Raw genomic sequence first — 25,578 nt, 5'->3', positions numbered from 1 at the left:
CGGAGAATCTCCACCATGGCCAACACGAGCTCGCGGACGCTGCGGCTGCTCTCGCTCCTGCAGACCCACCGGTACTGGCCGGGCACCGAGCTGGCGGAGCGGCTCGACGTCTCCGTGCGGACGCTGCGCCGCGACATCGACCGGCTGCGCGAGCTGGGCTACCCCGTCGAGGCGAACCGCGGGGTGGACGGTGGCTACCAGCTGGCCGCGGGCGCCGCGCTGCCCCCGCTGGTGCTCGACGACGAAGAGGCCGTCGCCCTCGCCGTCGGACTGCAGGCCGCCGCGCAGGGCGGCGTCGCGGGAATCGCCGAGTCGTCCGTGCGCGCCCTGGCCAAGGTGGTCCAGGTGATGCCGCCCCGGCTGCGCCGGCGGATGGAGGCCCTGCGGGCCATGACCGTGCCCGCCGGATGGAACGGCACGGGTCCCAGCGTCGACCCCGGCGTGCTCACCGTGCTCGCCCAGGCCTGTCGCGACACCGAACGGCTCGAGTTCGGCTACACCGCGGCAGGCGGCGAACGGACCGATCGGCACGTGGAGCCCCTGCGACTCGTCCCGCTGGGCCGGCGCTGGTACCTGGTCGCCTACGACCTCACCCGGCACGACTGGCGCAGCTTCCGCCTGGACCGCCTCGACCGGCCACGCAATACGGGGGCCCGGTTCCGGCCGCGCGAGCTCCCCGCCGAGGACGCAGCGGCGTTCGTCCGGGCGGGTCTGGGCAACCTGCCAACCTCCCATGCCGTCGAGGTGCTGGTCGCCGCACCGGCGACGGTGGTCCGGCAGCACCTCGGCAGGTGGGCCGACGTGGAGGAGGCCGGCGACGGCCGGTGCCTGCTGCGGATGCGGGCCGACTCGCTGGACTGGCCGGCGATGGCGCTGGGATCGCTGGGCGCCGACTTCACCGTGCTGTCGCCGCCCGAGCTGCTCGACCACGTTCACGGCTGGGCGCGGACGTTCGGCCGGGCCACCGGAACGACCGATCGTGACTGACCACGGGCCCCGTAGCGGCACGGGCGTGCTGCCGATCGTCGAGCGCGCCCGCATCGGCCTCGCCGAGCTGGCCGATCCTGTCGCCGCACCGCAGATGCAGCGCTACATGAAGTCGGAGATGCCGTTCCGGGGAGTGCCCAAACCCGCGCGGATCCAGCTGGTGCGCATGCTGGTGGCCGAGTGCCCGCTTCCGGACGCGGCAGCGCTGCGTTCGGCGGCCGAGGAGCTGTGGACCGGCGCCCGCTTCCGCGAGGAGCGCTATCTCGCGCTCGCCCTCGTCGACCACAGCCGCTACCGGCGCTGGCCCGACCCCTCGTGGGTGCCGCTGCTGCGGGACTGGATCGTCACGGGAGCGTGGTGGGACTTCACCGACGACATCACGAGCAGGCGGATCGGGCCGCTGTTGCGAGCCCACCCGGCGCAGCTCACGCCGGTGCTGCGCGCGTGGGCCACCGACGAGGACAGGTGGCTGCGCCGCACGGCGGTGATCAGCCAGCTCGGCTCGGGCGCGGCCACCGACCTCGACCTCTTGCGCTACGCCGTCGAGGCCAACCTCGGCGATCCCGACTTCTTCCTGCGCAAAGGCATCGGGTGGGCGCTGCGCCGGCACACCCGAGTCGACCCGGACTGGGTACGCGAGTTCGTCGCCGACCACCCCGGGCTCTCGCCGCTCTCCCGCCGGGAAGCGCTCAAGCATCTCGGGGAATGACGAACCACGCACCGGAGTTGGTGGCGGCGTGGAAATCGGAGTGCACACCTTCGCCGACGTCAGCCTCGACCCCCGTGGCGTCGGGCCGACGCAGCGGGTACGCGAGGTGGTCGAGGAGATCACGCTGGCCGACGAGGTCGGCCTGGAGATCTTCGGCGTCGGCGAGCATCATCGCCCCGACTACGCCGCATCCGCTCCGGCGATGATCCTTGCGGCCGGCGCCGAACGCAGCTCCCGGATCCGGCTGACCAGCGCCGTCACCGTGCTGAGCTCCGACGACCCGGTGCGGGTGTTCCAGCAGTTCTCGACGCTGGATCTGCTCTCTGCAGGCCGCGCCGAGATCATGGCCGGGCGCGGGTCGTTCACCGAGTCCTTCCCTCTCTTCGGCTACGACCTCGCCGACTACGACGAGCTATTCGCCGAGAAGCTCGACCTGCTGCTGGCCATCCGTGACGCGGAACGGGTCACCTGGTCGGGACGGCTGCGCGCGCCGCTGCACGACCAGCCGGTGTACCCGCGGCCGGTGCAGGACCCGCTGCCGATCTGGGTGGCCGTCGGAGGCAACCCGCACTCGGTCGTGCGGGCCGGGGCGCTCGGGCTGCCGCTGGCGCTCGCGATCATCGGTGGTGAGCCGGAGCGGTTCGTGCCGCTCGCCCAGCTGTACCGGGAGGCCCTGACGCGCAGCGGCCACGGGTCGCTGCCGGTCAGCCTCAACCTCCACGGCTTCGTCGCCGAGACGTCGCAGGCCGCGGGGGACATCTACTACCCGGCGCACTCGGAGGTCATGAACCGGATCGGGCGCGAGCGCGGCTGGGGACCGACCAACCGCGCCGCGTTCGACGCGCAGGTCGCGCTGCGAGGGGCGTACGTCGTGGGCTCGCCCGAGCAGGTGGCCGAGAAGATCCTCTTCCAGCACGAGCTGTTCGGGCACCAGCGAACGGCGATCCAGGTCGCGATCGGCAGCGTCCCGCACCGGGACGTGCTGCGGGCCATCGAGCTGCTGGGCACCGAGGTGGCGCCGCGGGTTCGTGCGGAGGTGGCCCGCCGCGAGGCAGTGGTGGCCCCGGCCACGAGCTGACGCCCCACCCGGCCGCCACCGGACAACTCGCGCACGCAACCCGGGAAAGTGAGATTGATCGCCTGGGATCTATCGAACCAATCGCATGTGTGGGACGTGCGGGAGTCCGAGAGCCTCGCCGGGGCTACGCCAGGAGGAAGTCGTGACAGCAGAGGAAGCGATGACGGCGTCGGAAACACTGTCGGACGTCGTCGGCGAGTCGGTTCACGTTGAGCTGCCAGCGGCTGCAGCCGCACTGGCTCCCCATCTGAGCGCACGCGCACCCGAGGCGTCCGCCATCGGCACGCTGCCTGCCGACGTCGTCGAACTGCTCGAGGCGGCCGGCATGTTTCGGCTCGGGCTCCCGCTCAGCCTCGGCGGCTTCGAGGCCGATCCCGCGACCCTGGTCCGGACGGCCGAGACCCTCGCCCACGCTGACGGTTCCGCGGCGTGGGCGGCCATGACCGGGAACAGCTCGATGTTCTTCGCCTGGCTGGATCAGAGCGTCGCGGCCCGGCTGCTCGACGGGAGGCCCGGGCAACCGGTCTCGTCGTCGTTCGCCCCGACCGGGCAGGCTGTCGAGGAGGACGGCGGATATCGGGTCTCCGGTCGATGGTCCTTCGTGAGCGGTGCCCCGCACGCAACGATGATCTCGGTGGGCGTCGTCGTCGTGGGCCCGGACGGGGTGCCGCGGACCTTGGGCGAGCGCCCGATGATGCGCTGGGCGGTGCTCCCGGCCACGGAGCTGCAAGTCCTGCCGACGTGGAATGATGCGGCCGGCCTGCGCGGCTCCGGCAGCCACGACGTGCTCGCCGAGGGCGTGTTCGTGCCGGCCGAACGGACGCTGATGCCGTTTTACGAGCCACCGCGGGCCGGCGGAGCTCTGTACCGCGTGCCATTCTTCACCGCTGTCCGTTCGCTGCTCGTCGGCATTCCCCTCGGGGTGGCGCGGCGCGCGCTCGACGAGCTGACCGAGCTCTGCCGGCACAAGACCCGCGAGATGGCGCCGCTGGTCCAGGACCAGGACGTACAGGTCCGACTGGCCGAGGCGGAGGCCGCACTGCGGGCCGGCCGCAGCTTCCTGCTCGACGTCACCGAGCGGACGTGGTCTGCAGTGCAATCGGGAGTTGAGGTGCCGCTGCCGCTGCGCACGGAGTACGCCCTGGCTGCACAGTTCGCGACGCGCAGTGCGGTACAGGCGGTCAATCTGGCGTTCGAGACAGCCGGGGTGTCCTCTGCACTCGCAGGTGACGTCATCCAGCGCTGCTGGCGCGACGTCAATGTCGCCGGCCAGCACATCGCGTTCTCGCGGGGCCGGTGGCGAGGTGCCGGACAGGCACTGCTCGGACTGGAGATCGATCCGTTCCATCTCTGACGTTTGCGGTCATACCGTGGCCGGTAGGTCACGACTACCGGCGCAAGCATCCCGAGGCCGTCGGCGGCGGAAAGCTCCGAACCGCCCCGTGACAGCGATCCGTCCGGCTACTGTCGCCCCTCGTGCTGCGCGCGTGGCTCGGACCGGCTGTTGTCGTACTCGCCCTTGTGGCCACTGGCTGCACCGTCTCCGTCCCGGGCAATGGGGCGCCCACGGCCCCGGCAGCAGCGGCACCACAGCGGGCCACCTCGCCCGAGCCCGCCACCCCCGCCACGCCTCGCGGTCCGCGCAGCGGCCTGGACGTCGATCCGCTCCCGGACGAATGCCTGCTCAACGCCGCCGAGTTCGGCGAGCTGGTGGGTTCCACGGTGCGGCCGCCGGTGCAGGGCTCGGTCCAGCGCGAGGACGGATCCCGCAGCGCCGCCTGCGTCGCCATCGACGGCACGGAGCCGATCGCCATGATCAACGTCTACACCGTGCGCTCGGGCACTCCCGCCGACTACGTCCGGGCCGGGCCGGCGGGGCGCCGCGACCTGCCGGACGTCGGCGATGCGGCCGCGGTGATCGACACCGCCACCGGGCCCACGATGCAACTGGCGAGCCCCCGCTACCTGGTGACGATCCTCGTGGCCGGCCGTGCGCCCTCCGACGACGCCTGGCGCAGCGCGGCCGCGGCCGCGCTCTCCCGCCTGCCTGCCTGACGCGGAGTCAGCGCAGGGTCGCCATGTGCCGCTCGGCGGCCACGGCCACGGCGGAGTCGCGAGCGGCGTTGGCCTCCTCGCTCGTCAGCGTGCGGTCGGGGGCGCGGAAACGGAGGGTGAACGCCAGCGAGCGGCGGCCCGCCCCCACCTGCTCGCCCGTGTAGACGTCGAAGAGCCGGACGTCCTCGAGCAGCTCGCCGCCTCCGTCGGTGAGCGCGTCGGCCAGCTCCGCGGCAGGCACGGACGCGTCGGCCACGAGCGCGACGTCCACCGCGATCGGCGGGTACGGCGACACCTGCGGCGCCGGGCGCCGGTCGTCCAGCGGGAGGAGGTCGAGGTCGAGCTCCATGGCACAGGTGCGCTCCGGCAGCCCGAGGGCCTCCACGACCTTGGGGTGCAGCTCCCCCGCGTGCCCGACGATCCAGTCGCCCACGCGCAGCGCGGCGCAACGGCCGGGGTGGAACGGAGGGAGCGACGCCGCCGTGACGCGCAGCTCCACGCCTGCGGCCTGCCCTACCAGGCGTCCGGCCTCCACGGCGTCGGCCCAGTTCGCGGCCCGGCCCTCGCCCCACCAGCCTCGCGCCTCGCGGTCGCCGGCCAGCACCACCCCGACGTGCACGGGCTGGGCGGGCAAGGCGGCCTCGATCTGTGCAAGCTCCGCGTCGGAGGGGCGGGCGTCGACAGCGGGATCGGGCATCGGCACGGGCTTCGCGTGCGGCAGGACGACCTGGCCGATGTGGTAGAGCGCGAGGTCGGCTGCGCCACGGGAGCGGTTGCGGATCAGCGCGTCGAGCAAGCCCGGGAGCAGTGTGCCGGCGAGCTCTGCACGCTCGGCGTCGAGCGGGTTGAGCACGTGCACGGTGCGGCGGCGGACGTCGTCGGCCGCAAGACCGAACGCGTCCCAGACGGCCGGGTCGACGAACGGGAACGGCAGCACCTCGACGTACCCGTCCTCGGCCAGCGCACGCGAGACGACACGACGGCGCAGCTGGGCCGGGGTCAGCCCGCGCCCGGGTGGGGCGGCGGGCAGCACCGACGGGATCACGTCAAGCCCTTCGAGCCGCAGCACCTCCTCGACGAGGTCGGCAGGCTGGACGAGGTCGGGTCGCCAGGACGGCGGCAGGGCCACCACGTGCCCGCGGCCGTCGTCGCCCGTGATGAGCTCGACGCTGCAGCCGATCTGCGTGAGCCTGCGCACGGTGGCGCCGGGCGGGTAGGCGATGCCGGCGACGTGGTCGGGCAGCTCCAGTGCCATCTCGACGGGGACGGACCGCGGTGCGGCGCCGGCGTCGGTGCGGCCGGGGACGATCGTGCCACCGCCGTGCTCGACGAGCAGTTGCGCGGCGCGCTCGGCGGCCACGGGCGGCAGCAGCGGGTCGACCACCCGCTCGAAGCGCCGGGACGCCTCGCTGGGCAGCTTGTGGCGGCGCGCGGCCCGCGCGATCACGGCGGGGTCGAAGTGCGCGGCCTCGATCAGCACGTCGATCCGGCCGTTCTCGTTCGGGCCCGCGATCTCGGTGGACGCCCCGCCCATCACACCGGCCAGCCCGATCGGGCCGGAGTCGTCGGTGATCAGGAGGTCGTCGGGGTTCAGGGTGCGCTCGACGTCGTCGAGGGTGCGCAGCTTCTCCCCCGCCCGGGCCCGCCGCACGACGATCGGGCCGGTCACCCGGGCGGCGTCGTAGGCGTGCAGCGGCTGCCCCAGCTCGAGCATCACGTAGTTGGTGACGTCGACGATCAGCGAGATGGGCCGCATGCCCGCGGCCAGCAGGCGCCGCTGCATCCACCACGGCGCGGCAGCGGCGGGGTCGACCCCGTCCACCCGGCTGGCGACGAACCGCGGGCACGCCGAGTCGGCGAGCACGACCGGCCAGGCCTCGCCCTGGGCCGGCGGGACCTCGACCCGGGCAGCCGGGTCGGTGTAGCCGACGTCCAGCGAACAGGCGAGCTCGCGGCCCAGCCCGCGCACGGAGAAGCAGTAGCCGCGGTCGGGCGTGATGTTCAGCTCGATCACGTCGTCCGGGTCGTCGGGCGAGAGACCCAGCAGGCGGCGAGCGTCGTCGCCGGGCGCCGCGGTGCCCTCCGGGAGCACCAGGATGCCGGCGTGGTCGGCGCCGATGCCCAACTCCCGTGCCGAGGAGATCATGCCGTCGGAGATGTGGCCGTAGGTCTTGCGGGCCGAGATCTCGAAGCCGCCGGGGAGCATGGTCCCCGGCAGCGCGACGACCACCAGGTCGCCGACCGCGAAGTTGCTCGCGCCGCAGATGATCCCCCGCGGCTCAGGCTCCCCCACGTCGACCTGGCACCACCGGATCGGCTTCTTCAGCCCGGCGAGCACCTCGAACTCCAGCACGCGGCCGACGACGACCGGACCGGTGAGGTCGGGTGCCCGGTGGATGTCCTCGATCTCGAGGCCGACACGGACGAACGCCTCGGCGGTGTCATCTGCCGGTGGGACGTTGCCGGCGCCGAGCATCTCGGCGAGCCAGGACTGGGAAACGCGCACGGGGTTGCTCCTGGGGGATCAGATGCCGGACTCAGACGCCGAACGCGCGGCTGAACCGGACGTCGCCCTCGACCATGTCGCGCATGTCGGGGATGCCGTTGCGGAACTGCAGCGTGCGCTCCAGGCCCATGCCGAACGCGAAGCCGGAGTAGACATCGGGGTCGACGCCGCAGGCGCGCAGCACGTTGGGGTTGACCATGCCGCAGCCGCCCCACTCCACCCAGCCCGCCCCGCCCTTCTTCTCCGGGAACCACACGTCCACCTCGGCGGACGGCTCGGTGAACGGGAAGAACGACGGGCGCAGCCGAGTGCGCGACGTGGCGCCGAACATCGCGCGGGCGAAGGCGTCGAGGGTGCCCTTGAGGTGCGCCATCGTGATGCCCTTGTCGACGGCGAGGCCCTCCACCTGATGGAACACCGGGGTGTGGGTGGAGTCGAGGGCGTCGGTGCGGAAGGTACGACCCGGGCAGACGACGAAGACGGGCAGCTCACGCTGCAGCAGCGCCCGCACCTGCACCGGTGAGGTGTGGGTGCGCAGCACCATGCCGGAGCTCTCGGAGTCGTCCGCTGCTGATCCGGCGAGGTAGAAGGTGTCCTGCATGGTGCGCGCAGGGTGGTCCTTGCCGAAGTTCAGCGCGTCGAAGTTCAGCCACGACGACTCGACCTCGGGCCCCTCCGCGACCTCCCAGCCCATCGCGACGAAGACGTCCGCGATCTGCTCGGAGATCTGCGTGAGCGGGTGGCGCGCGCCGCGCGGGATGCGGTCCCACGGCAGCGTGACGTCGACGGTCTCCTCGGCGAGCACGCGCGCGTCGCGCTCGGCGACCAGCGTCTCCCGGCGGACGTCGAACGCCTCCTGCGCCCGCTGACGGGCGGCGTTGACGCGTTTGCCGGCCTCGGCACGCTCCGGCCCGGGCAGCGAGCCGAGCTCGCGGCGCGCCAGCAGCAGCGGGGCGCGATCGCCCAGGTGGGCCGGCTTGACGGCGGCGAGCGCGGCCAGGTCGGAGGCCCCCGCGAAAGCCTGGACCGCCGCGTCGACGGCGGCGTCCAGCGAATCCGGGTCAAGCGGGCTCATCACGTCCGTGCTCTCACTCATGGTGGCTCGATCCTAAGGTCCGGTCGGGGACGGCTCTCCGACGGCCGCCGCCGACGGGCTTCGACGACGTCGTGCCGCCACGCTCGCGTACAGACACACCGCCGCGGCCGTGGCGAGGTTCAGGCTCTCCGCCCTGCCGTGGATCGGCACCCGGACGCGGTGGTCGGCCCGCTCCGCAACGGTGGCCGGGACGCCGTGTGCCTCGCCACCGAATATCCAGGCGACGGGCCCCGCGAGCACAGCGTCGGCGGCAGGATCGTGCAGGTCGAGCTCGCCGCGGCCGTCGGCTACGAGCAGCGTGAGCCCGGCCGCGCGGCAGGCGTCCAGCACGGCGTCGGCGTCACGGTCGCGCGCGATGGGCAGGTGGAACACGCTGCCCGTGGAGGCCCGGACGGCCTTTCCGTTGTGCGGGTCGACCGTCTCCCCCGCGAGCAGCACGGCACCGGCGCCCGCCGCGTCGGCCACCCGGATGACGGTGCCCGCGTTGCCGGGATCGGCGATGTCGGCGCACACGGCGACCAGCTCGGGCCCGTTCGACAGCGCGGTGGCGAGCGGAACGTCGAGCAGGTCGCACACGGCCACCAGCCCTTGCGGGGTGACGGTGTCGGACAGCGACTCGGCGACGGGTTCGGGGACCGGGCTGAGGCGGGCTCCGGCGGCCTGCGCCGCCGAGACCAGCTCAGGGTGACGGGCCGCGGCCGCGTCGGTGACGAACAGCTCGTGAACCCGGCCCGATCCTGCGCCCGACCACTCCAGCGCCTCGCGGACGGCCTGTGCGCCTTCCACGAGAAACCGCCCGGCCCGATCGCGTCCCGCGCGGCGGAGCAGCTTGCGTGCTGCGACGACGCGCGGCGTGCGCTGCGTCAACGCGATCTCCGCTGACGCTCGGATCGGTGTACCGGGCGGTTCGGTCACGGCCGTGCCTGACGGACGGCTCAGGCCGCGGTCCCGTCCTGCGGGCCGCTCTGGGCCGGCACGTTGGCCTTGGCCAGCTCGACGAGGGCGGTGAAGGCGGCCGGGTCGCTGATGGCGAGCTCCGAGAGGATCTTGCGGTCCACCTCGACGCCGGCGGCCTTGAGGCCCTGGATGAAGCGGTTGTAGGTCATGCCGTTGGCGCGGGCGGCCGCGTTGATACGGGTGATCCACAGCTGCCGGAAGTCGCCCTTCTTGGCGCGACGGTCGCGGTAGGCGTAGTTCAGCGAGTGGAGCATCTGCTCCTTCGCCTTGCGGTACAGCCGCGAGCGCTGTCCGCGGTAGCCGCTGGCCAGCTCAAGGGTGGTGCGGCGCTTCTTCTGAGCGTTGACCGCGCGCTTCACGCGTGCCATGGGGGTGTCCTTACGTCTTGGTCAGGCGGGGAAGGGGGGCGAGCGCCCGCGTCAGCGGCCGAGCAGCTTCTTGACGCGCTTGACGTCGGCCTTGTTCACAGGCACGACGCGCGAGAGGTCACGCGTCTCCTTGCTCGACTTGACCTCGAGGCGGTGCCGCAGGCCGGTCTGCTGGCGCAGGATCTTGCCCCGGCCGGTCACCTTGACCCGCTTGGACATCCCACTGTGCGTCTTGTTCTTGGGCATGACAGTTCCGTTCACCGGTGACGCCTCGGGGGCGAGGCGTCAGTTTGGTCGTGCTGGCGTTGCTGCCGTCAGGCCTGCTGTGCGTCCGCCTGGGCGACGGGGCGCGGGCGGGATGCCGGCTTCTTGTTCGGAGCGATCACCATCGTCATGTTGCGGCCGTCCTGCTTGGGAGCAGCCTCGACCGTGCCCAGCTCCGCCACGTCCTCGGCGAGGCGCTGCAGCAGCCGGAACCCCAGCTCGGGGCGGGACTGCTCGCGTCCGCGGAACATGATGGTGACCTTCACCTTGTTGCCACCCTCGAGGAAGCGCACGACATTGCGCTTCTTGGTCTCGTAGTCGTGGGTGTCGATCTTCGGCCGGAGCTTCTGCTCCTTGATCGTGGTGAGCTGCTGGTTACGGCGGGACTCCCGGGCCTTCTGCGCGCTCTCGTACTTGAACTTGCCGTAGTCCATGAGCTTGCAGACCGGCGGGCGGGCCTGAGCCGCGACCTCGACAAGGTCGAGCTCTGCCTCCTGCGCGAGCCGCAGGGCGTCCTCGATACGCACGATGCCGACCTGTTCGCCGTTGGGTCCGACCAGGCGGACCTCGGGAACTCGGATGCGGTCGTTGATGCGCGTCTCTGTGCTGATGGGGTCTCCTCGTATCGACGTCGTGTAGTGCGACGGAGCGGAGACCTGAACCCGACGATCACACCCGACGAGCCTGTGGCTCATCGACGGACCGGACCCGGACGCCTGAGGCGGCGGGTGGGAGCGGGGCTCCACTTGATCGCCCTGACGCCTTGTGCAACGCGCGACAGGGTGGTCGCATTCCGCAGGATAGCAGCCCGCGGCCACGCTCCGTGCCCGCACCCGGTAACGGTTGAGGAGCGCGGGATGTCAATCCCCCGCGGGGGCGCCGGCGCCACGTCGAGACGAGCTGCACGCAGGCTGATATCGATCATAGGGCGTGCGCCGCAAGACGATGGCGGCCCAGCCTCCGGCGCCCTCCATCCGGGCGTTGTCCTGCGGTTTCGGTGCGAACGAAACGCTGCGAGGCCGAGAGCCGGGGCTCGAACAGGGCCGCGCGACGAAGCGGCTCACTCCCGCCGAATCGGATCGCTCAGGCGTGCCCGGTCATGCACCACTGGCGCCGCGGGTCGTCACCGCGCCGATGATTTCCACGGCGGAACAATGCACGCAGGCCGCTGACGAGGCGCAGCGAAGAGTCCGCTTCGTTCCCTCTGCGCGCACCCGTCCCGGCGTCGCCCGAGGTACGGGTTGTTGACGTCGAGTTGCCCTGCACCCCCTTAGCGTGCCGAACGATCGGTGCAGATGCAAGAGCCGCCTGCACGTGCACCTGTACGAACCGTGAGGTGAAGGCTTGGCCTCCTCGAGCCGCCCGGACAGCCCTATCCCGAGCCGCACGGCGCTGACCAGCAAAAACTGTTGCAGAATCACCGCGATTCGGACATCTCGGCAGCGATGAGGCGCAGTCCGACCCATCAACCCGTGCAAATGCACGTGCAGGTGCAACTGATAAGGTTCGTGCAGAACGAGCGCCACCAACTCAGCACGAGCGAGGATGATGACGTGCCCGACACGAATCACGAGGGCGGTTCAGCAGCACTGCTTCGAGGCGCCGTCTGGCGCAAGAGCAGCAGAAGCGGCGCAATGGGCAACTGTGTCGAAGTTGCCGCACTCGACACCGGCGAGTTCGCGGTCCGCAACTCACGACACCCCAGCGGCCCCGCACTCGTCTTCACCCGGGCCGAATGGCTCGCTTTCCTGGGCGGGGTCGAGCACGGAGAGTTCCGTCCCGCGTGATCACCTTCTGACCAGGGCGTTCCCGCCACTCAGAGGTCGGTCAGCACCTTCGCCAGCAATTGTCGCGATTCGTCGGGAGTGAGTGCGTCCACCGTCAGGCGGTCAACGGCCCTTCCGTACAACTCGATCTCGTCCTGGCGGTCGAGATAGAGCGCGCCACTGAGATGCTCGACGTACACCACGTCCGGCAGCTCCGCCTCGGCGAACCTCAGCACCGTGAACGATCCTTCGGCGCCGTATCCGCTCAACTGCCACGGCACGACCTGAATGGTGATGTTCGGCAGCTTCGTGAGCTCGATCAGCCGATCGAGCTGTTCCCGCATCACCATTCGGCCGCCGATCGGCCGGTGGAGAACGGACTCGTCCAGCACCACCCACAGTTTCGGCGGGTGCATGCCGCCGAGAATCTTCTGCCGCCGCATGCGCAGCGCGATCCGCCGCTCGCCTTCCTCCGACGCGGAGCCGACGCGCCCGCGGGTGGCGATCGCGCGTGCATACGCCTCGGTCTGCAGCAGGCCGGGCACGAACTGCAGCTCGTAGCTCTGGATCCGCGACGCGGACTCCTCCAGACCCACGAAGTCGTGGAACCAGCCGGGCATCACGTCGCTGTAGCGGCGCCACCAGCCCGGCTCGTTCGCCTGCTCCACCATCTCGAGGAACGACTCGCGCTCTGCGGCGTCGGCAATTCCGTACAGGGTGAGCAGATCGGAGATGTCCCGCACCTTGAGGGCGACGCGGCCGAGCTCGATGCGCGACACCTTCGATTCCGACGAGCGGATGGCGTACCCGGCGTCGGCTCGCGAGATGTCGGACGACTCTCGCAACCGTCGCAGCTGGGCGCCGAGCACGATTCGCCGGGCCGTGGCTCCCCTGGCGGACTCTCCTCCCGGAGAAAACGACGTCACGACTGCGGTGACATCCCGCCGCACGCGAGCCTCTCGCCACGACGAGCGAGCCAGAGGATTTGTGGCGCCACCTCGTGGACAGGCGCGTTGTCGACGGGCGTCTGCGATGCGTCCGACGTCACGATGATCACCGTACCGGACGGTTTCTCCGACGATCATCACGAGTGCGGGTACTGGCAGTACCGTGCAGAGCTCACGAGTGGAAATACCATGGGTATCCGCGCCGGTCTCACTGCGGCCGTCGGTGCAGTGACAGGGCGCTGACAACAATGCGACAGGGCGCGCTCCCAGCGTCGCCGTCGGACACACCGCATCCACCAGGGAGCACCGATGACCGAGACGACAGCCAGGCCCACCGATACCGAGTCGACCACCGAGGCCTTCGTCGAGCGTCTGTTCGGCGCCGTGCTCGGCGCCCAGCTCGTCCAGGCTGCATACCTGGGTGATCGGCTCGGCTTCTACCGGGCTCTCGCCGAGGGACCGCTCACCCCGCCCGAACTGGCCGCCCGCACCGGAACAGCGGAGCGGTACGCGCGGGAGTGGCTGGAACACCAGGCCGTGGCCGGCGTCCTCACCGTCGACGACGCCACCGCAGCACCCGATCAGCGGCGCTTCCGGCTGCCGAGCGCCCACGCCGAGGTGCTCACCGACGTACTCAGCCCGAACCACGTGCTGCCGCTGGCCCGGATGGTGGGCGGCATGGGGCAGCACATGGACGCGCTGGTCGACGCGTACCGGTCCGGCGGCGGGGTGTCGTGGGCCCAGTTCGGCACCGACGCCCGCGAGGCTCAGGCCGCTGCCAACCGCCCGCTGTTCCTCGGGGCGCTCCCCCGCGAGTACTTCCCGTCGGTGCCCGCCATCCGGGACGTGCTGGAGCGGGGCGGCCGGATCGCCGACGTCGGCTGCGGGTACGGCTGGTCGTCCATCGGCCTCGCGCTCGCTCATCCCGACGTGACCGTGGACGGCTACGACGTGGACGAACCCTCGATCGACGCGGCCCGGCGCAACGCGAACGACGCCGGGGTGGCGGACCGCGTGCGGTTCCACTGCGCCGACGCCGCCACCGCGGACGGACGCTACGACCTCGTGACCGCGTTCGAGTGCATCCACGACATGCCGGCCCCGGTCGGCGTGCTCGAGACGATGCGCCGCATCGCCGCGCCCGACGGGATCGTGCTGGTGGTGGACGAGCGCGTGGCGGAGCGATTCCACGCACCCGGCGACGAGACCGAGCAGCTCATGTACGGCTGGAGCATCACGTGCTGCCTGCCGGACGGGCTGGCGCACGCGCCGTCGGTGGGCACCGGCACCGTGATGCGTCCGGACACCCTGCGCCGGTACGCCCAGGAGGCCGGGTACGCCGACATCGAGGTCCTCCCGATCGACGACGCCTTCTTCCGCTTCTACCGCCTGACGTGAGCCGGAACCCCGGTGGTCAGCCGGCCGCAGCAGCCTTGCGGCGCCGCCGGACGGCCACCGGGGCCACCGCCGGCTCCTCCGGAGTGACGAGACCGACGAGGAACTGGCCCGTGTAGCTCTCGGGGCTGGCCGCCACCTGCTCCGGTGTGCCCTGCGCCACCACCGTGCCGCCGCCCGAGCCACCCTCCGGCCCCATGTCGATGATCCAGTCGGAGGTCTTGATCACGTCGAGGTTGTGCTCGATCACGATCACCGAGTTGCCCTTGTCGACCAGACCGTTGATCACCTGGAGCAGCTTGCGGATGTCCTCGAAGTGCAGGCCCGTGGTGGGCTCGTCGAGGATGTAGACGGTGCGGCCGTTGGAGCGCTTCTGCAGCTCCGACGCGAGCTTGACGCGCTGCGCCTCGCCACCCGAGAGCGTGGGTGCCGGCTGGCCCAGCCGGACGTAGCCGAGCCCGACGTCGACCAGCGTGCGCAGGTAGCGCGCGATCGAGTTGATCGGCGCGAAGAACTCGGCCGCCTCCTCGATCGGCATGTCCAGCACCTCGGCGACCGTCTTGCCCTTGTAGTGCACCTCGAGCGTCTCGCGGTTGTACCGGGCGCCCTTGCAGACCTCGCACGGCACATAGACGTCGGGCAGGAAGTTCATCTCGATCTTGATCGTGCCGTCGCCGGAGCATGCCTCGCAGCGGCCGCCCTTGACGTTGAACGAGAACCGGCCGGGCTGGTATCCGCGCACCTTGGCCTCGGTGGTGGCCGCGAACAGCTTGCGGATCTGGTCCCACACGCCCGTGTAGGTGGCCGGGTTGGACCGCGGGGTGCGCCCGATCGGCGACTGGTCGACCCGCACCAGCTTGTCGAGCTCGTCGAGACCCGTGATCCGGGTGTGGCGGCCGGGGACCTGCCGGGCCTTGTTGAGCTTGTTGGCCAGGACAGTGGCGAGAATGTCGTTGATCAGCGTGGACTTGCCCGACCCCGACACCCCGGTGACCGACACGAGGCAGCCGAGCGGGATGTCGACGTCGATGCCACGCAGGTTGTGCTCGCGCGCACCGACCACCGTGAGCCGGCGCTTCTTGTTGACCGGCCGGCGGATGTCGGGCACCGGGATCGAGCGACGGCCCGACAGGTACGCCCCGGTGAGCGAGGTGTCGTGGGACTCCAGCCCCGGAACCGGCCCGCTGTAGACGATCTCACCGCCGTGCTCGCCCGCGCCCGGACCGATGTCGACGGCCCAGTCGGACGCGCGGATGGTGTCCTCGTCGTGCTCGACGACGATCAGGGTGTTGCCCAGGTCACGCAGCCGGACGAGCGTCTGGATCAGGCGCCGGTTGTCGCGCTGGTGAAGCCCGATGGACGGCTCGTCGAGCACGTACAGCACGCCCACCAGCCCGGAGCCGATCTGCGTGGCCAACCGGATGCGCTGGGCCTCGCCGCCGGAGAGTGAGCCGGCGGCGCGGTCGAGAGACAGATAGTGGAGCCCGACGTCGAGCAGGAAGCCCAGCCGCGCCTGCACCTCCTTGAGGATGCGGCCGGCGATCATGGTCTGCCGGGCGTCGAGCACCATCCCGTCGAGGAACGCGGAGCACTCCGACACCGACATCGCCGACACCTCGGCGATCGAGCGCTCGCCCTGGTCGCGATGGGCGAGGGTGACGGCCAGGACCTCGGGCTTGAGCCGCGCCCCCTGGCAGGCAGGACACGGCACGTCGCGCATGTATCCCTCGTAGCGCTCCCGCTGCGAGTCGGACTCCGTCTGGTCGAGGCGGCGCTCGAGGAACGGGATGACGCCCTCGTAGCTGGCGTAGTAGGAGCGCTCCCGGCCGTAGCGGTTGCGGTAACGGACGTGCACCTGGTCGGTGCTGCCGTGGAGGATCGCCTTCTGGGCGGCCGCGGGCAGCTTGCGCCACGGTGTGTCCAGCCGGAACCCGATCGCCTTGGCCAGCCCGTCCAGCAGGCGCCCGAAGTACTCCGCGGACTGCCCGCCGGACCAGGGAGCGATCGCGCCGTCGGCGAGGCTCGCCTCGTGGTCGGGCACGACGAGCTCAGGGTCGACCTCCTTCTTGATCCCGATGCCGTGGCACTCGGGGCACGCGCCGTAGGGCGAGTTGAAGGAGAACGTGCGGGGCTCGAGGTCGTCGAGGCTCAGCGGGTGGCCGTTGGGGCAGGCCATCCGCTCGGAGAAGCGGCGCTCGCGGTGGGGGTCGTCGTCGGGGAGATCGACGAAGTCGAGCACGACCAGGCCGTCGGCCAGCCGCAGCGCGGTCTCCACCGAGTCGGTGAGCCGCTGCTTGGCCGAATCCTTGACGGTGAGCCGGTCGACCACCACGGAGATGTCGTGCTTCTCCTGCTTCTTGAGCGTGGGAGGGTCGGTGAGCGTGTGCACCGTGCCGTCGACCATCACACGGGAGTAGCCCTGCGTCTGCAGTGTGGAGAACAGGTCGACGAACTCGCCCTTGCGGGTGCGCACGACCGGCGCCAGCACCTGGAACCGGCTGCCCTCCTCCATCGCGAGCACCTGGTCGACGATCTGCTGCGGTGTCTGCTTCTCGATGACGTGGCCGCAGACCGGGCAGTGCGGAACGCCCGCCCGTGCGTAGAGCAGGCGCAGGTAGTCGTAGACCTCGGTGATGGTGCCGACCGTGGACCGTGGGTTGCGGTTGGTGGACTTCTGGTCGATCGACACCGCGGGCGAGAGCCCCTCGATGAAGTCGACGTCGGGCTTGTCCATCTGGCCGAGGAACTGCCGCGCGTACGCCGACAGCGACTCGACGTACCGGCGCTGGCCCTCGGCGAAGATCGTGTCGAACGCCAGGCTCGACTTGCCCGACCCGGACAGCCCGGTGAAGACGACGAGGCTGTCGCGCGGCAGGTCGAGATCGACACCGCGCAGGTTGTGCTCACGGGCCCCGCGGACAACGAGACGGGGAGCGTCGACACGGCGCACGGCGTCGGCGGAACGCCCATCAATGCTGCGGTCGGCCACGGTGGGGAGCCTCCTGTGAATCCGAACGGCGAACAGGTCTGGCAACGAGCAAGGTCTGGCACGAGCTGGGCCTGACACGAGCAGACTCGACACGGCCGGGGCATGACAGTGTGCCCTCATCCATGCTAAGCGCGGCCGCCGACAGTTCTGTTCCGGCAGCTAGCTCGCCCGGCGGGCGGCGGGCCGGGCGAGCCGAACCGCCGCAACGAGGGTCGCACAGACGTTCGAACGGCCGTACAGCGGGGGTCGAGGACCGCCTCCAGCACGGCGTCGCCGAGCTCGAACGACACGGGCCGGGTGTGGCCGATCAGCCCGCGACGACGGTTACGCTCGATCGGGTGGGAGAGTCCAACGTCTGGTCCACCGCTCATCTGCCCACCGGGGACGGCCGGGCCGCCGGCGTCACGGTCAACGGGCTCGAGCTGAGCTGCGAGATCCCCGCCGATCTCGGGCCGGAACCGGCGGGCGCCACGCCGTTCGGCCTGCTCGCCGGGTCGCTGTCGGCCTGCACGGCGATGTCGGTCCGCACGTTCTTGCAGCTCTGGGATATCGAGCCAGGCGAGGTGACGGTGCACGTCGGGTTCCGCACGGGGTCGCCACCGATGATGGACCGCCGGGTCACCGTCGAAGCCGAGGTCAGTCCGGACCTGCGCGAGCAGCTCGCCTCGGTGGTCGACCACACCCCGGTCACGGTCCTGCTGCGCGACGCACTGACGATCCGCACGGAGCTCACCACCGGCGCGTCCTGACCCGGAGGCCCACCGGCACCCGTCGTCAGAGCAGGACGACGCCGGTGACGAGGGCCAGTGCCACCACCGACCAGCCGACCACCGGCACCGAGACGACGGGGGCCACGCGGGCCGGGAGCGGGGAACGGCGCAGGACGGTCGCCCGGTGCCTGCCTACCGCGACCGTGACCAGCGCGATGAGCATCGCCATGGTGACGGGCACCATCGCGACGGTCGGTCCCGTCGCACCGATCTCGCGCACCGAGAGCAGCGCCCCGTTGGCCAGCACACCGAGCGCCGTGCGGTTCCAGGCGAGCCTCGTCCGCTCGGGCTGGAGCCCGGGGGTTCCCGGGGGCGGACCGGGACGTAGGGGCCTCATCCGTCGACCCCTTTGACGATCACCAACGCCAATCCCAGCAGCGCCAGCACGACGAGGCCGACGGCGAGCACCCACGGGGCCCGCTGCCGTGGGAGTGCACCGTCGCGGCGCATCGCGTACTCGACCCGCTGCCAGCGCAGCACACCGTTCGCGGCGCACAGCACCGCGAGGACGACCAGGAGCCCGCCCGTGATGGTGCGCACCCCCGGCAGCGGGAACGCGGGCACCAGTTGCACCACCGCGATCCCCGCCGCCAGCAACGACAGTGACGATCGGATCCAGGCGAGGAAGGTGCGCTCGTTGGCGAGGGTGAACCGGTAGTCCGGTTCGTGCTCGACGGCACCGTCGCCCGAGTCGGTCTCCTCGGAGGAATCGGCGCCTTCGGAATCGGCGCCTTCGGAATCGGCACGGCCCGACGCGGCACTGTCCACGCAGACAGCATCGTCCTCGGGAGCGGCCCTGTCCTGTGGAACGGCCCCGTCGTCGGGGTCGACCTGAGGCCGCATCGGATGATCGCGACGAGCAGGGCGTTCCTGCGGCTCAGGCCACTCCGAGGAGCCGGTGCGCGGTGCCGGGATCGCGACGGAACTCGGCGGTCGGCACGCGGTGCACGAGCGCGCCCTTCTCCATCACGGCGATCTCGTCCGCCACGCTGAAGGCCAGGTGCAAGTCCTGCTCCACCAGCACGACGGTCACACCCTCGGCGCGCATGGTGGTGACCACACCGGCGAGCTGGTCGACGATGGCCGGGGCGAGCCCGTCGGACGGCTCGTCGAGCAGCACCAGCCGCGGGTTGGTGAGCAGGGCCCGGGCCACGGCGAGCATCTGCTGCTCCCCGCCGGAGAGCTGCCCTGCGTAGTGGCGGCGGCGCTCGGCGAGCCGGGGCAGCAGGTCGAGCACGGCGTCGACGGTCCAGGTGCCGGGTCGCGACCGTGAACGCGCCAGCGCGAGGTGCTCGGCCACCGTGAGCGTCGCCCACACCCGGCGCCCTTGCGGCACCAGCGCCACCCCGGCCCTGGCGACCAGGTCGGGCCGCTTCCCGGCCAGCTCGGCCCCGTCGAGGCGCACCGATCCCTCGGTCACCGGGACGAGCCCTGCCAGCGTCATGATCAAGGTGGACTTGCCGACGCCGTTGCGGCCCAGCAGCCCGAGCACGGCACCGGCGTCGAGGGTGAGATCGACGCCGTGCAGCACCCTGCCCCTGTCGTACCCGGAGACGAGGCCACGTACCTCGAGGAAGCTCATGACAGGAACAGCTCCTCGCGCCGACCGGTGCCCAGGTAGGCCTCGCGAACGGCGTCGCTCGCCCGGACGTCGTCGGGGGTGCCGGAGAGCAGCACGCGCCCGAGGTGCAGCACCGTCACCGCGTCCGCCAGCGAGAACACCAGGTCGAGGTCGTGCTCCACGAACAGCACGGTGATCTCCGGCGGCAGCCTGCGCAGCAGCTCGACCAACCGCGCGCTCTCACCGGGCGACATCCCGGCCGCGGGCTCGTCGAGCAGCAACAGCGACGGGCGGCAGGCCAGCGCCAGCGCCACCTCCAACTGCTTGCGCTCGCCGTGCGACAGCGCGGGGACGCGCACGCCACCACGACCGGCGAGGCCGACGTCGGACAGCAGCTCCTCCGCCCGCGCGACCACCCGGGGCTGCCTGCGCGGCAGCAGGGAGATCCGCCCGTTGTCGTGGCGCTGCACGGCCAGCGCGACCGTCTCGGCCGCCGTCATCGAGGCGAACAGGCTCGCGTGCTGCATCGTCTGGCTCATCCCGAGCCGGCAGCGCTTCACCTCGGACAGCCGCGTGACATCGCTGCCCGCGAGCTCGACGCGGCCCGCATCCGCCCGCATCGTGCCTGTGACCAGCTTGAACAGCGTGGACTTGCCGGCGCCGTTGGGTCCGATCAGGGCGTGCCGGGCACCGGGGGCAACCGCCAGGTCCACGCCGTCGACCGCCTTCAGGGCGCCGAACGACCTGGTCAACCCGGTGCACCGCAGGACGGTCACGACGAACCTCGCCGTCGCCACAGCTGCAGGCCCGCAGCGCCCCGCGGCAGCAGGTAGACCACCAGCACGAACACCGCTCCGAGCACCAGGGTGCCGTGACCGTCGAGGCTGGGCCCGAGCGCGTCCCGGATCAGGATCACCAGCGCCGCACCGATGCACGCGCCCCACAGCGAGCCCGCCCCGCCGATGATCACGGCCAGCAACGCGAACGAGGCGGTGAGGAACCCGAGATCGGCCGGCGTCACGAGTCGTTGCTGTGCCACCAGCAACGAGCCTGCCAGGCCCGCAACGGCGCCTGCCACCACGAAGACTCCGTACTTGTACAGCGCCGTCGGGTAGCCGACGGCACGCATGCGCGGCTCGTTGTCGCGGATTCCGCGCAGCGCCGCGCCGAACGGCGAGCGCGCCACGAGCCAGACGAGCACGAAGCCCAGTACGAAGACGGCGAGCACGTACCAGTACAGGAAGCCCGGGTTCGCGAGAGGCGCTCCCGCGACCCGCACGGACGGGACGCCGGTGAGCCCGTTGGCCCCGCCGGTGACGCCCTCCCAGGTGTTGGCCACCTGTTGCACCATCTCGCCGATGGCGAGGGTGAGCATGAGGAAGAAGACCCCGCCGGTGCGCACGGTGATCCATCCGGTCAGCGCGGCGGCGACGGCGCCGACGGCCGCTCCGACCAGCAGCGGCACCGGCGCCGCAGCGGTGACGTTGATCGACACCCAGCCTGCGGCGTACGCGCCTGCGCCGAAGTAGGCGGCGTGACCGAGTGAGGGAAGGCCCGTGACGCCGACGAGCAGGTCCAGGCTCACGGCGAAGAGCGCGAACACCAGGATGCGGGTGAGCGTGGTGGTGGCGAACGGGGCGAGGAACAGCGGAGCCGCGGCGAGCACGACGAGCACCGCCGCCGCCACGAGCCCGCCCCGGCCCCGGGGCACCCGTGGGGACATCGCGGCCGCTCCTCCGGGCACCGCGGGCGCGTCCAGCGCGGTCATCGCGCGCCCGCCGATGCCGGACTCCCGAACAGGCCGTGCGGGCGCAGCACGAGCACCAGCGCGAGCGCGGCGAACAGGATGAAGGAGGCGAAGTCCGGGAGCAGCAAGCGGCCCAGCGTGTCGACCTGCCCGATGATCAGCGCCCCGACGAGCGCTCCGCGCACCGAGCCGAGCCCGCCGATCACGACGACGACCAGCGCCAGGATGAGAACCGTCGCATCGAGCCCCGGGCGCGCGCCGTAGATCGGGCCGCCGAGCACTCCGGCCGTGGCGGCGAGCAGCGAGCCGACGGCGAACACCGTGGCCTGCACCATCCGGTTGTCGACGCCGAGCGCGGCCACCATCTCGCGGTCGGCCACCGTGGCCCGCACGAGCGCGCCCACCCGCGTCCGTTCCACGACGAGGTACACGGCCAGGGCCAGCACCGCGCCCACCCCGATCAGCACCAGCCGGTACGTGGGGTAGGTCGCTCCGAGGATCGACACCGAGCCGTCGAGCGCGGGCGGCGCGGCCACCGACAGCGGGTCGTCCCCGAACGCGATGATCAGCAGCTCGGCCACGACGAACGCCACGCCGAGCGTAAGCAGGGCCTGGTCGAGGTGCGAGCGTTTGCGCAGCGGCTCGGTCATGAGCGACAGCAGCGCACCCGCGGCGAGGCCGCCGACCGCGGCCAGCGCGAGCGCGGCGAGAAACCCACCCCAGCTCCCGGCGAAGGCGGCGCCGAGATAGGCGCCCCCGAGGAACAGCGCGCCGTGCGCGAGGTTGAGGACGTCCATCATCCCGAACACGATCGAGAGCCCCACGGCCAGGATGAAGAGCAGCGACCCGATCGCGAGGCCGTTGAGGACACTGACGAGCATCAGGCCGCCGGCTGGCTCTGCGGGCCGAGGTCCTGCACCACCGCGTTCACCAGCGTGCCCCCGGCGTTGTCCACCCGGCGCAGGTAGATGTTCTGCCGTGGGGTCTGGTTGTCGAAGGTCCACGGCCCGCGCGGGCTGTCGTCGACGGTGCCGATGCCACCCAGCGCGGCGGCGAGTGCGTCGCCGTCGACGCCCGTGGCCGAGGTGAGTGCCCGGTTGAGGACGTTGGCGGCGTCCCAGGTCTGCACCGAGAAGCAGCTGGGGTTCTCGCCGTACTTCGCGCTGTAGGCCTGCACGAACGCGGTGTTGGCCGGGTTGTCGAGCTGGTCGGTGTAGTGCAGCGTCGTCTGCACGCCCACCGCCGCGTCGCCCTGCTGCGGCAGCACGTTGCCCTCGGTGAGGAAGCCCGAGCCGTACAGCGGGATCGTCGACGAGAGCCCGAACTGCGCGTACTGCTTCACGAAGCTGATGGCCTCGGCACCCGAGAAGAAGCAGAACGTGGCGCGTGCCCCGGAGCTCTGGATGCCGGTGAGGAACGGCTGGTAGTCGGACGTGGTGCCGAACGGCGTCTTCGCCTGCCCGACCACCCGCCCGCCGCCGGTCTCGAACGCCTTCGTGAAGGCGGTGATGACCTCGGTGCCGGCCGCGTAGTCGGGGGCGATGGCGTAGACGCCCTCGGAGAAGCCCGACTGGGCGAGGTGCGTGCCCATCGCGGCCGCGATCTGGCCGTTGGTGAAGGAGCTGCGCCAGATGTAGGGCGTGCGGGCCTTGCCCGTGACGTCCTCGGCGCCTGCGTTCGTGACGATCAGCAGCTTCTTCGACTCGGTGAGCGCGTCGCGCACGCCCAGCGCGGTGGCGGAGTTGACCAGCCCGACCACCACGTCGACCCCGTCGCTCTGCAGCACCTTCTGCACGGCGGGCACGCCCGTCTGTGGCGTCTCGCCCTCGTCGGCGACGACGGTCTCCACGGTGTAGTTCCCGAACTTCTGCCCGTGGTCGGCCAGCCAGAGATCCCAGCCGCGCTGCATGTCGGTGCCGAGCGCGGCGTAGACCCCCGACTGCGGGACGACGAGACCGACCTTCACCGTGCCGCCTCCGCCGGCGGTGGACCCGCCGCCCCCGACGCTGCTTCCGCACGCCGACAGCACCGGCAGTGCGCCGGCCGCACCCAGGAGACCGAGGAACCGTCGCCGGTTGACCATGGGGTGTTGCACCATCTCAGAACGCTCCTCGTCGACCGGGCCGCAGCCTGGGTGCGATGTCGACGGATCGTTGTCGAGCGACCTTCTCAATGTCAACGATTCGGGTGAACCGGGCACGTGCTCGCGACTCAATCGTGACGGGGAGTTCGCTGGCTAGGCTGTCGCGGTGGACGTCCTCGACAGCTACTCAGGTCACACCGACCCCGGCGGCGCAGCGATCCGGCGCGACCTCGACGCCTTGAGCATCACCAAGCTCTCCGTCGGCCCGATGGACAACAACGCCTACCTGCTCGTATGCCGGGCCACGAACGAGGCCCTGCTGATCGACGCGGCCAACGAGCCCGACCGGCTGGCGGATCTCGTCGGCGCCTCCTCCACCCGGCCCGAGCTGCAGCACCTGGTCACCACCCACCGCCACGCCGACCACTGGCAGGCCCTCGGCGCCGTCGCGGGCATGTTCCAGACCCGCCAGATCGCCCACCCGCTGGACGCCCCCGAGCTGCCCATCCCGATGGACGAGCTGGTGGAGCAGGGCGACACCGTGCGTTTCGGGGAGATCGAACTGGAGGTCGTGCACCTGCGCGGCCACACGCCGGGATCGATCGCGCTCGTCTACCGCGGCGCCGACCACCCGCACATCTTCACCGGCGACTCCCTGTTCCCCGGCGGGCCCGGCAAGACGGCCGGACCGGCGGAGTTCACGTCGCTCATCAACGACCTGGAGGAGCGGGTGTTCGGCCCGCTGCCCGACGAGACGTGGGTGTACCCCGGCCACGGTGACGACACCACTCTCGGCCGGGAGCGCCCGCACCTCGGTGAGTGGCGCGAGCGCGGTTGGTAGTCGTCTCCGCGGAAGTCAGGTCGCGAAGCGGGCGAGCGGGAATCCTCGCGCAGGTTGTCATGCACTCTCGAAGAACATGAAGTCTCCGACCTGAGTGCTTTCAAGCCGAATTCGATCGGCTACGTTCTCGCTGACCCAGGAGGCGGCCAGCTCGGTGGCTTGCTTGGCCTGCTCGCCCGAGTCCCACAGGCTCACCGAGATCAGTTTGCCCTCTTGAGTCTCGGCCAGCCCGTACGCCTTGAATCCAGGCTGCGCCTGGAACACCCTCAGCATTCCCTTCTGAGCACGGTCACCGACTTCCTCGGCTGTCCCGCCGATCAGATCGTAGACGCCGATGCGAACGTGGCTCATGGACTTCTCCTCTCCTCAGCGGACCCGCAATCCTCCGCACAGCTGAAGAGACCGTCAAGAGCAGCAGCAAAGACCCCGAGTAACCGGACACTCGATCTCCGATCCGACAACGTCTCGCGACATCATCTGCACACGGCCGAAGACCTGCACGGGATCGCAGGAAGAATTTCGATCTCGCACCACCGGCCAGGGTGCGTTTCCGCCTTGAATCCGGCGTCGTCGGCGAGGACGATTCACGGATGCCGAACTGGCTACACGGCCTTCCTTTGTTCTGGTTGGCCGCGTTCGTGTTCGGGGTCGCTGTTCTCATCACGGCGGCGATCTACGCGGTGGTGATCTCGCTCTCGACCGGGGAGCGCGGCCGCGCGTTCGCGTCGATCTCACCCGGGCTGCTCCCGCCGCTGGGAATCGTGTTCGCGTTACTGGTGGGGTTTCTGGCCGCGCAGGTCTGGAGTTCGGGAGACAGCGCCACGACCGCGGTCAGCCAGGAAGCGAGCTCGCTGCGCGCGGTCGTCCTGCTGTCCTCCGAGTTCCCGGGTGAGCCGGAGGCGCAGGCGCGCAGCCTCGTTCACCGCCACATCGAGAACGCGGTCACGACGGAATGGCCACAGATGGCCGAGCAGGGAGCGACGCTGTCCGTCGTGTCACAGCCGCTCGCGGATCTCCAGGCGATGACGCTCGGCCTGCGTCCCGAGACCCCCGGCCAGACGATCGCCCAGCAGGAGATCGTCACATCGGTCGAGCAAGCGCTGGACGCCCGGCGCCAGCGCATCATCGTGAGCGAATCCTCCGTCAACGAAGCGAAGTGGGGAGCCGTGGCCGCCCTGGCGATCCTCACCCTGTTCGCGATCGCGTTCGTCCACAGCGGCAACCGACGCGGAGCGGCGATCGCGATGACGCTCTTCGCCTTGGCGGCGACGGCGGCGATCATCATGATCGCGGCCCAGGAGCGCCCGTTCGCGGGATACTTCGCTGTGAGTCCGATGCCACTCGAGCAGGTCGACCCCACGCTGCAGCGGTAGCCCGGTGCGCGCGTGCGCGTCAGGGACGCGCAGCAGATTTGGCATCCTGGGCATGGCGACGATGACCGTGACGAGGGGGGCCGTTG

At 71.1% G+C, this 25,578-nt stretch carries 26 protein-coding genes; 10 read left to right on the top strand and 16 right to left on the bottom strand.

From position 1 onward, the window contains the following. The first annotated feature begins 15 nt into the window (after positions 1 to 15). The 5 genes from MMF94_RS32650 to MMF94_RS32630 all read left to right on the top strand — a co-directional run bounded on the left by MMF94_RS32650 (position 16) and on the right by MMF94_RS32630 (position 4,829). The gene (locus MMF94_RS32650) at positions 16 to 987 is read left to right on the top strand and encodes a helix-turn-helix transcriptional regulator (RefSeq protein WP_241041275.1); all 972 of its coding nucleotides are present in this window, start codon (positions 16 to 18) and stop codon (positions 985 to 987) included. Further along, on the top strand, positions 980 to 1,696 hold the full coding sequence (locus MMF94_RS32645; RefSeq protein WP_241041274.1) for a DNA alkylation repair protein: 717 nt from the start codon (positions 980 to 982) through the stop codon (positions 1,694 to 1,696). The genes MMF94_RS32650 and MMF94_RS32645 overlap by 8 nt, the downstream gene beginning before the upstream one ends. Positions 1,697 to 1,724: 28 nt before the next feature. Then, positions 1,725 to 2,774, top strand: a complete 1,050-nt coding sequence (locus tag MMF94_RS32640) for an LLM class flavin-dependent oxidoreductase (protein ID WP_241041273.1) — start codon at positions 1,725 to 1,727, stop codon at positions 2,772 to 2,774. Between the two features lie 142 nt (positions 2,775 to 2,916). Next, positions 2,917 to 4,128 (top strand): acyl-CoA dehydrogenase family protein, encoded by a 1,212-nt coding sequence (locus MMF94_RS32635; protein WP_241041272.1) that lies wholly within the window; start codon positions 2,917 to 2,919, stop codon positions 4,126 to 4,128. 122 nt (positions 4,129 to 4,250) lie between these two features. Beyond that, a complete protein-coding gene (locus MMF94_RS32630; RefSeq protein WP_241041271.1) occupies positions 4,251 to 4,829 on the top strand; it encodes a hypothetical protein in 579 nt (192 codons plus the stop codon). 7 nt (positions 4,830 to 4,836) lie between these two features. Here the strand turns inward: MMF94_RS32630 and pheT are convergent, their stop codons facing one another. The 6 genes from pheT to infC form a co-directional block, all read right to left on the bottom strand. Then, positions 4,837 to 7,335: a phenylalanine--tRNA ligase subunit beta gene (gene pheT, locus MMF94_RS32625; protein ID WP_277398871.1), complete on the bottom strand. Its 2,499-nt coding sequence runs from the start codon at positions 7,333 to 7,335 to the stop codon at positions 4,837 to 4,839. Positions 7,336 to 7,366: 31 nt separating this feature from the next. Then, entirely contained in the window at positions 7,367 to 8,431 is a 1,065-nt protein-coding gene (pheS, locus tag MMF94_RS32620) for a phenylalanine--tRNA ligase subunit alpha (protein WP_241041270.1), read from the bottom strand. 12 nt (positions 8,432 to 8,443) lie between these two features. Beyond that, positions 8,444 to 9,298, bottom strand: a complete 855-nt coding sequence (locus tag MMF94_RS32615; protein WP_420852474.1) for a TrmH family RNA methyltransferase — start codon at positions 9,296 to 9,298, stop codon at positions 8,444 to 8,446. Positions 9,299 to 9,366: 68 nt separating this feature from the next. Continuing rightward, positions 9,367 to 9,756, bottom strand: coding sequence for a 50S ribosomal protein L20 (gene rplT, locus MMF94_RS32610; protein WP_241041269.1), 390 nt, complete (start codon positions 9,754 to 9,756; stop codon positions 9,367 to 9,369). A 51-nt stretch (positions 9,757 to 9,807) separates the two neighbouring features. Then, on the bottom strand, positions 9,808 to 10,002 hold the full coding sequence (rpmI, locus tag MMF94_RS32605) for a 50S ribosomal protein L35 (protein ID WP_241041268.1): 195 nt from the start codon (positions 10,000 to 10,002) through the stop codon (positions 9,808 to 9,810). 68 nt (positions 10,003 to 10,070) lie between these two features. Next, positions 10,071 to 10,646 carry a translation initiation factor IF-3 gene (gene infC, locus MMF94_RS32600; RefSeq protein WP_379660315.1) on the bottom strand — a complete coding sequence of 192 codons (576 nt, stop codon included), beginning with the start codon at positions 10,644 to 10,646 and terminating at the stop codon, positions 10,071 to 10,073. Between the two features lie 927 nt (positions 10,647 to 11,573). On the opposite strand from infC, the gene MMF94_RS32595 reads away from it, so the two are divergent. Then, complete coding sequence (locus tag MMF94_RS32595) at positions 11,574 to 11,807, top strand: DUF397 domain-containing protein (protein WP_241041266.1); 234 nt, start codon at positions 11,574 to 11,576, stop codon at positions 11,805 to 11,807. Between the two features lie 29 nt (positions 11,808 to 11,836). Here MMF94_RS32595 and MMF94_RS32590 read toward each other — a convergent pair whose 3' ends face one another. Continuing rightward, positions 11,837 to 12,712, bottom strand: a complete 876-nt coding sequence (locus MMF94_RS32590; protein ID WP_241041265.1) for a helix-turn-helix domain-containing protein — start codon at positions 12,710 to 12,712, stop codon at positions 11,837 to 11,839. A 330-nt stretch (positions 12,713 to 13,042) separates the two neighbouring features. On the opposite strand from MMF94_RS32590, the gene MMF94_RS32585 reads away from it, so the two are divergent. Continuing rightward, positions 13,043 to 14,131, top strand: coding sequence for a class I SAM-dependent methyltransferase (locus MMF94_RS32585; protein WP_241041264.1), 1,089 nt, complete (start codon positions 13,043 to 13,045; stop codon positions 14,129 to 14,131). A gap of 16 nt (positions 14,132 to 14,147) precedes the next feature. On the opposite strand, the gene uvrA is transcribed toward MMF94_RS32585, so the two are convergent. After that, positions 14,148 to 17,117 (bottom strand): excinuclease ABC subunit UvrA, encoded by a 2,970-nt coding sequence (gene uvrA / locus MMF94_RS32580; RefSeq protein WP_241041263.1) that lies wholly within the window; start codon positions 17,115 to 17,117, stop codon positions 14,148 to 14,150. A gap of 338 nt (positions 17,118 to 17,455) precedes the next feature. Between uvrA and MMF94_RS32575 the strand changes: the two genes are divergently transcribed. Then, positions 17,456 to 17,866: an OsmC family protein gene (locus MMF94_RS32575; RefSeq protein ID WP_241041262.1), complete on the top strand. Its 411-nt coding sequence runs from the start codon at positions 17,456 to 17,458 to the stop codon at positions 17,864 to 17,866. A gap of 25 nt (positions 17,867 to 17,891) precedes the next feature. On the opposite strand, the gene MMF94_RS32570 is transcribed toward MMF94_RS32575, so the two are convergent. From MMF94_RS32570 to MMF94_RS32540, 7 genes are all read right to left on the bottom strand, one after another. Next, the gene (locus tag MMF94_RS32570; RefSeq protein WP_241041261.1) at positions 17,892 to 18,224 is read right to left on the bottom strand and encodes a DUF202 domain-containing protein; all 333 of its coding nucleotides are present in this window, start codon (positions 18,222 to 18,224) and stop codon (positions 17,892 to 17,894) included. Then, positions 18,221 to 18,655: a YidH family protein gene (locus MMF94_RS32565; protein ID WP_241041260.1), complete on the bottom strand. Its 435-nt coding sequence runs from the start codon at positions 18,653 to 18,655 to the stop codon at positions 18,221 to 18,223. Before MMF94_RS32565 ends, MMF94_RS32570 begins: the two co-directional genes overlap by 4 nt. Positions 18,656 to 18,764: 109 nt before the next feature. Beyond that, complete coding sequence (locus MMF94_RS32560) at positions 18,765 to 19,469, bottom strand: ABC transporter ATP-binding protein (RefSeq protein WP_241041259.1); 705 nt, start codon at positions 19,467 to 19,469, stop codon at positions 18,765 to 18,767. Beyond that, positions 19,466 to 20,224 (bottom strand): ABC transporter ATP-binding protein, encoded by a 759-nt coding sequence (locus MMF94_RS32555; protein WP_241041258.1) that lies wholly within the window; start codon positions 20,222 to 20,224, stop codon positions 19,466 to 19,468. The genes MMF94_RS32560 and MMF94_RS32555 overlap by 4 nt, the downstream gene beginning before the upstream one ends. Then, on the bottom strand, positions 20,221 to 21,171 hold the full coding sequence (locus tag MMF94_RS32550; protein ID WP_241041257.1) for a branched-chain amino acid ABC transporter permease: 951 nt from the start codon (positions 21,169 to 21,171) through the stop codon (positions 20,221 to 20,223). The genes MMF94_RS32555 and MMF94_RS32550 overlap by 4 nt, the downstream gene beginning before the upstream one ends. A gap of 41 nt (positions 21,172 to 21,212) precedes the next feature. After that, positions 21,213 to 22,076: a branched-chain amino acid ABC transporter permease gene (locus MMF94_RS32545; protein WP_241041256.1), complete on the bottom strand. Its 864-nt coding sequence runs from the start codon at positions 22,074 to 22,076 to the stop codon at positions 21,213 to 21,215. Beyond that, on the bottom strand, positions 22,076 to 23,293 hold the full coding sequence (locus tag MMF94_RS32540; protein WP_241041255.1) for an ABC transporter substrate-binding protein: 1,218 nt from the start codon (positions 23,291 to 23,293) through the stop codon (positions 22,076 to 22,078). Before MMF94_RS32540 ends, MMF94_RS32545 begins: the two co-directional genes overlap by 1 nt. A 151-nt stretch (positions 23,294 to 23,444) precedes the next feature. On the opposite strand from MMF94_RS32540, the gene MMF94_RS32535 reads away from it, so the two are divergent. Next, positions 23,445 to 24,119, top strand: a complete 675-nt coding sequence (locus MMF94_RS32535) for an MBL fold metallo-hydrolase (protein ID WP_241041254.1) — start codon at positions 23,445 to 23,447, stop codon at positions 24,117 to 24,119. Between the two features lie 57 nt (positions 24,120 to 24,176). Here MMF94_RS32535 and MMF94_RS32530 read toward each other — a convergent pair whose 3' ends face one another. After that, a complete protein-coding gene (locus tag MMF94_RS32530) occupies positions 24,177 to 24,470 on the bottom strand; it encodes a hypothetical protein (RefSeq protein WP_241041253.1) in 294 nt (97 codons plus the stop codon). 239 nt (positions 24,471 to 24,709) lie between these two features. Between MMF94_RS32530 and MMF94_RS32525 the strand changes: the two genes are divergently transcribed. Continuing rightward, positions 24,710 to 25,492, top strand: a complete 783-nt coding sequence (locus MMF94_RS32525; RefSeq protein WP_241041252.1) for a bestrophin-like domain — start codon at positions 24,710 to 24,712, stop codon at positions 25,490 to 25,492. Positions 25,493 to 25,578 lie beyond the last annotated feature (86 nt).

The organism is Pseudonocardia alaniniphila (genome assembly GCF_022524485.1).
Taxonomy (GTDB): Bacteria; Actinomycetota; Actinomycetes; order Mycobacteriales; family Pseudonocardiaceae; genus Pseudonocardia; species Pseudonocardia alaniniphila.
Note: the sequence above shows the minus strand (reverse complement) of the source record. Positions and strands in the feature narration are given on the sequence as shown.

What these genes read in the sequence shown, in the direction of transcription:
- MMF94_RS32650 (WP_241041275.1), top strand. Translation starts at nt 16, where the DNA reads ATGGCCAACACGAGCTCGCGGACGCTGCGGCTGCTCTCGCTCCTGCAG.
- pheS (WP_241041270.1), bottom strand. Translation starts at nt 8,431, where the DNA reads ATGAGTGAGAGCACGGACGTGATGAGCCCGCTTGACCCGGATTCGCTG.
- rplT (WP_241041269.1), bottom strand. Translation starts at nt 9,756, where the DNA reads ATGGCACGCGTGAAGCGCGCGGTCAACGCTCAGAAGAAGCGCCGCACC.
- rpmI (WP_241041268.1), bottom strand. Translation starts at nt 10,002, where the DNA reads ATGCCCAAGAACAAGACGCACAGTGGGATGTCCAAGCGGGTCAAGGTG.
- MMF94_RS32585 (WP_241041264.1), top strand. Translation starts at nt 13,043, where the DNA reads ATGACCGAGACGACAGCCAGGCCCACCGATACCGAGTCGACCACCGAG.
- MMF94_RS32570 (WP_241041261.1), bottom strand. Translation starts at nt 18,224, where the DNA reads ATGAGGCCCCTACGTCCCGGTCCGCCCCCGGGAACCCCCGGGCTCCAG.
- MMF94_RS32560 (WP_241041259.1), bottom strand. Translation starts at nt 19,469, where the DNA reads ATGAGCTTCCTCGAGGTACGTGGCCTCGTCTCCGGGTACGACAGGGGC.
- MMF94_RS32550 (WP_241041257.1), bottom strand. Translation starts at nt 21,171, where the DNA reads ATGTCCCCACGGGTGCCCCGGGGCCGGGGCGGGCTCGTGGCGGCGGCG.
- MMF94_RS32545 (WP_241041256.1), bottom strand. Translation starts at nt 22,076, where the DNA reads ATGCTCGTCAGTGTCCTCAACGGCCTCGCGATCGGGTCGCTGCTCTTC.
- MMF94_RS32540 (WP_241041255.1), bottom strand. Translation starts at nt 23,293, where the DNA reads ATGGTGCAACACCCCATGGTCAACCGGCGACGGTTCCTCGGTCTCCTG.
- MMF94_RS32530 (WP_241041253.1), bottom strand. Translation starts at nt 24,470, where the DNA reads ATGAGCCACGTTCGCATCGGCGTCTACGATCTGATCGGCGGGACAGCC.
- MMF94_RS32525 (WP_241041252.1), top strand. Translation starts at nt 24,710, where the DNA reads ATGCCGAACTGGCTACACGGCCTTCCTTTGTTCTGGTTGGCCGCGTTC.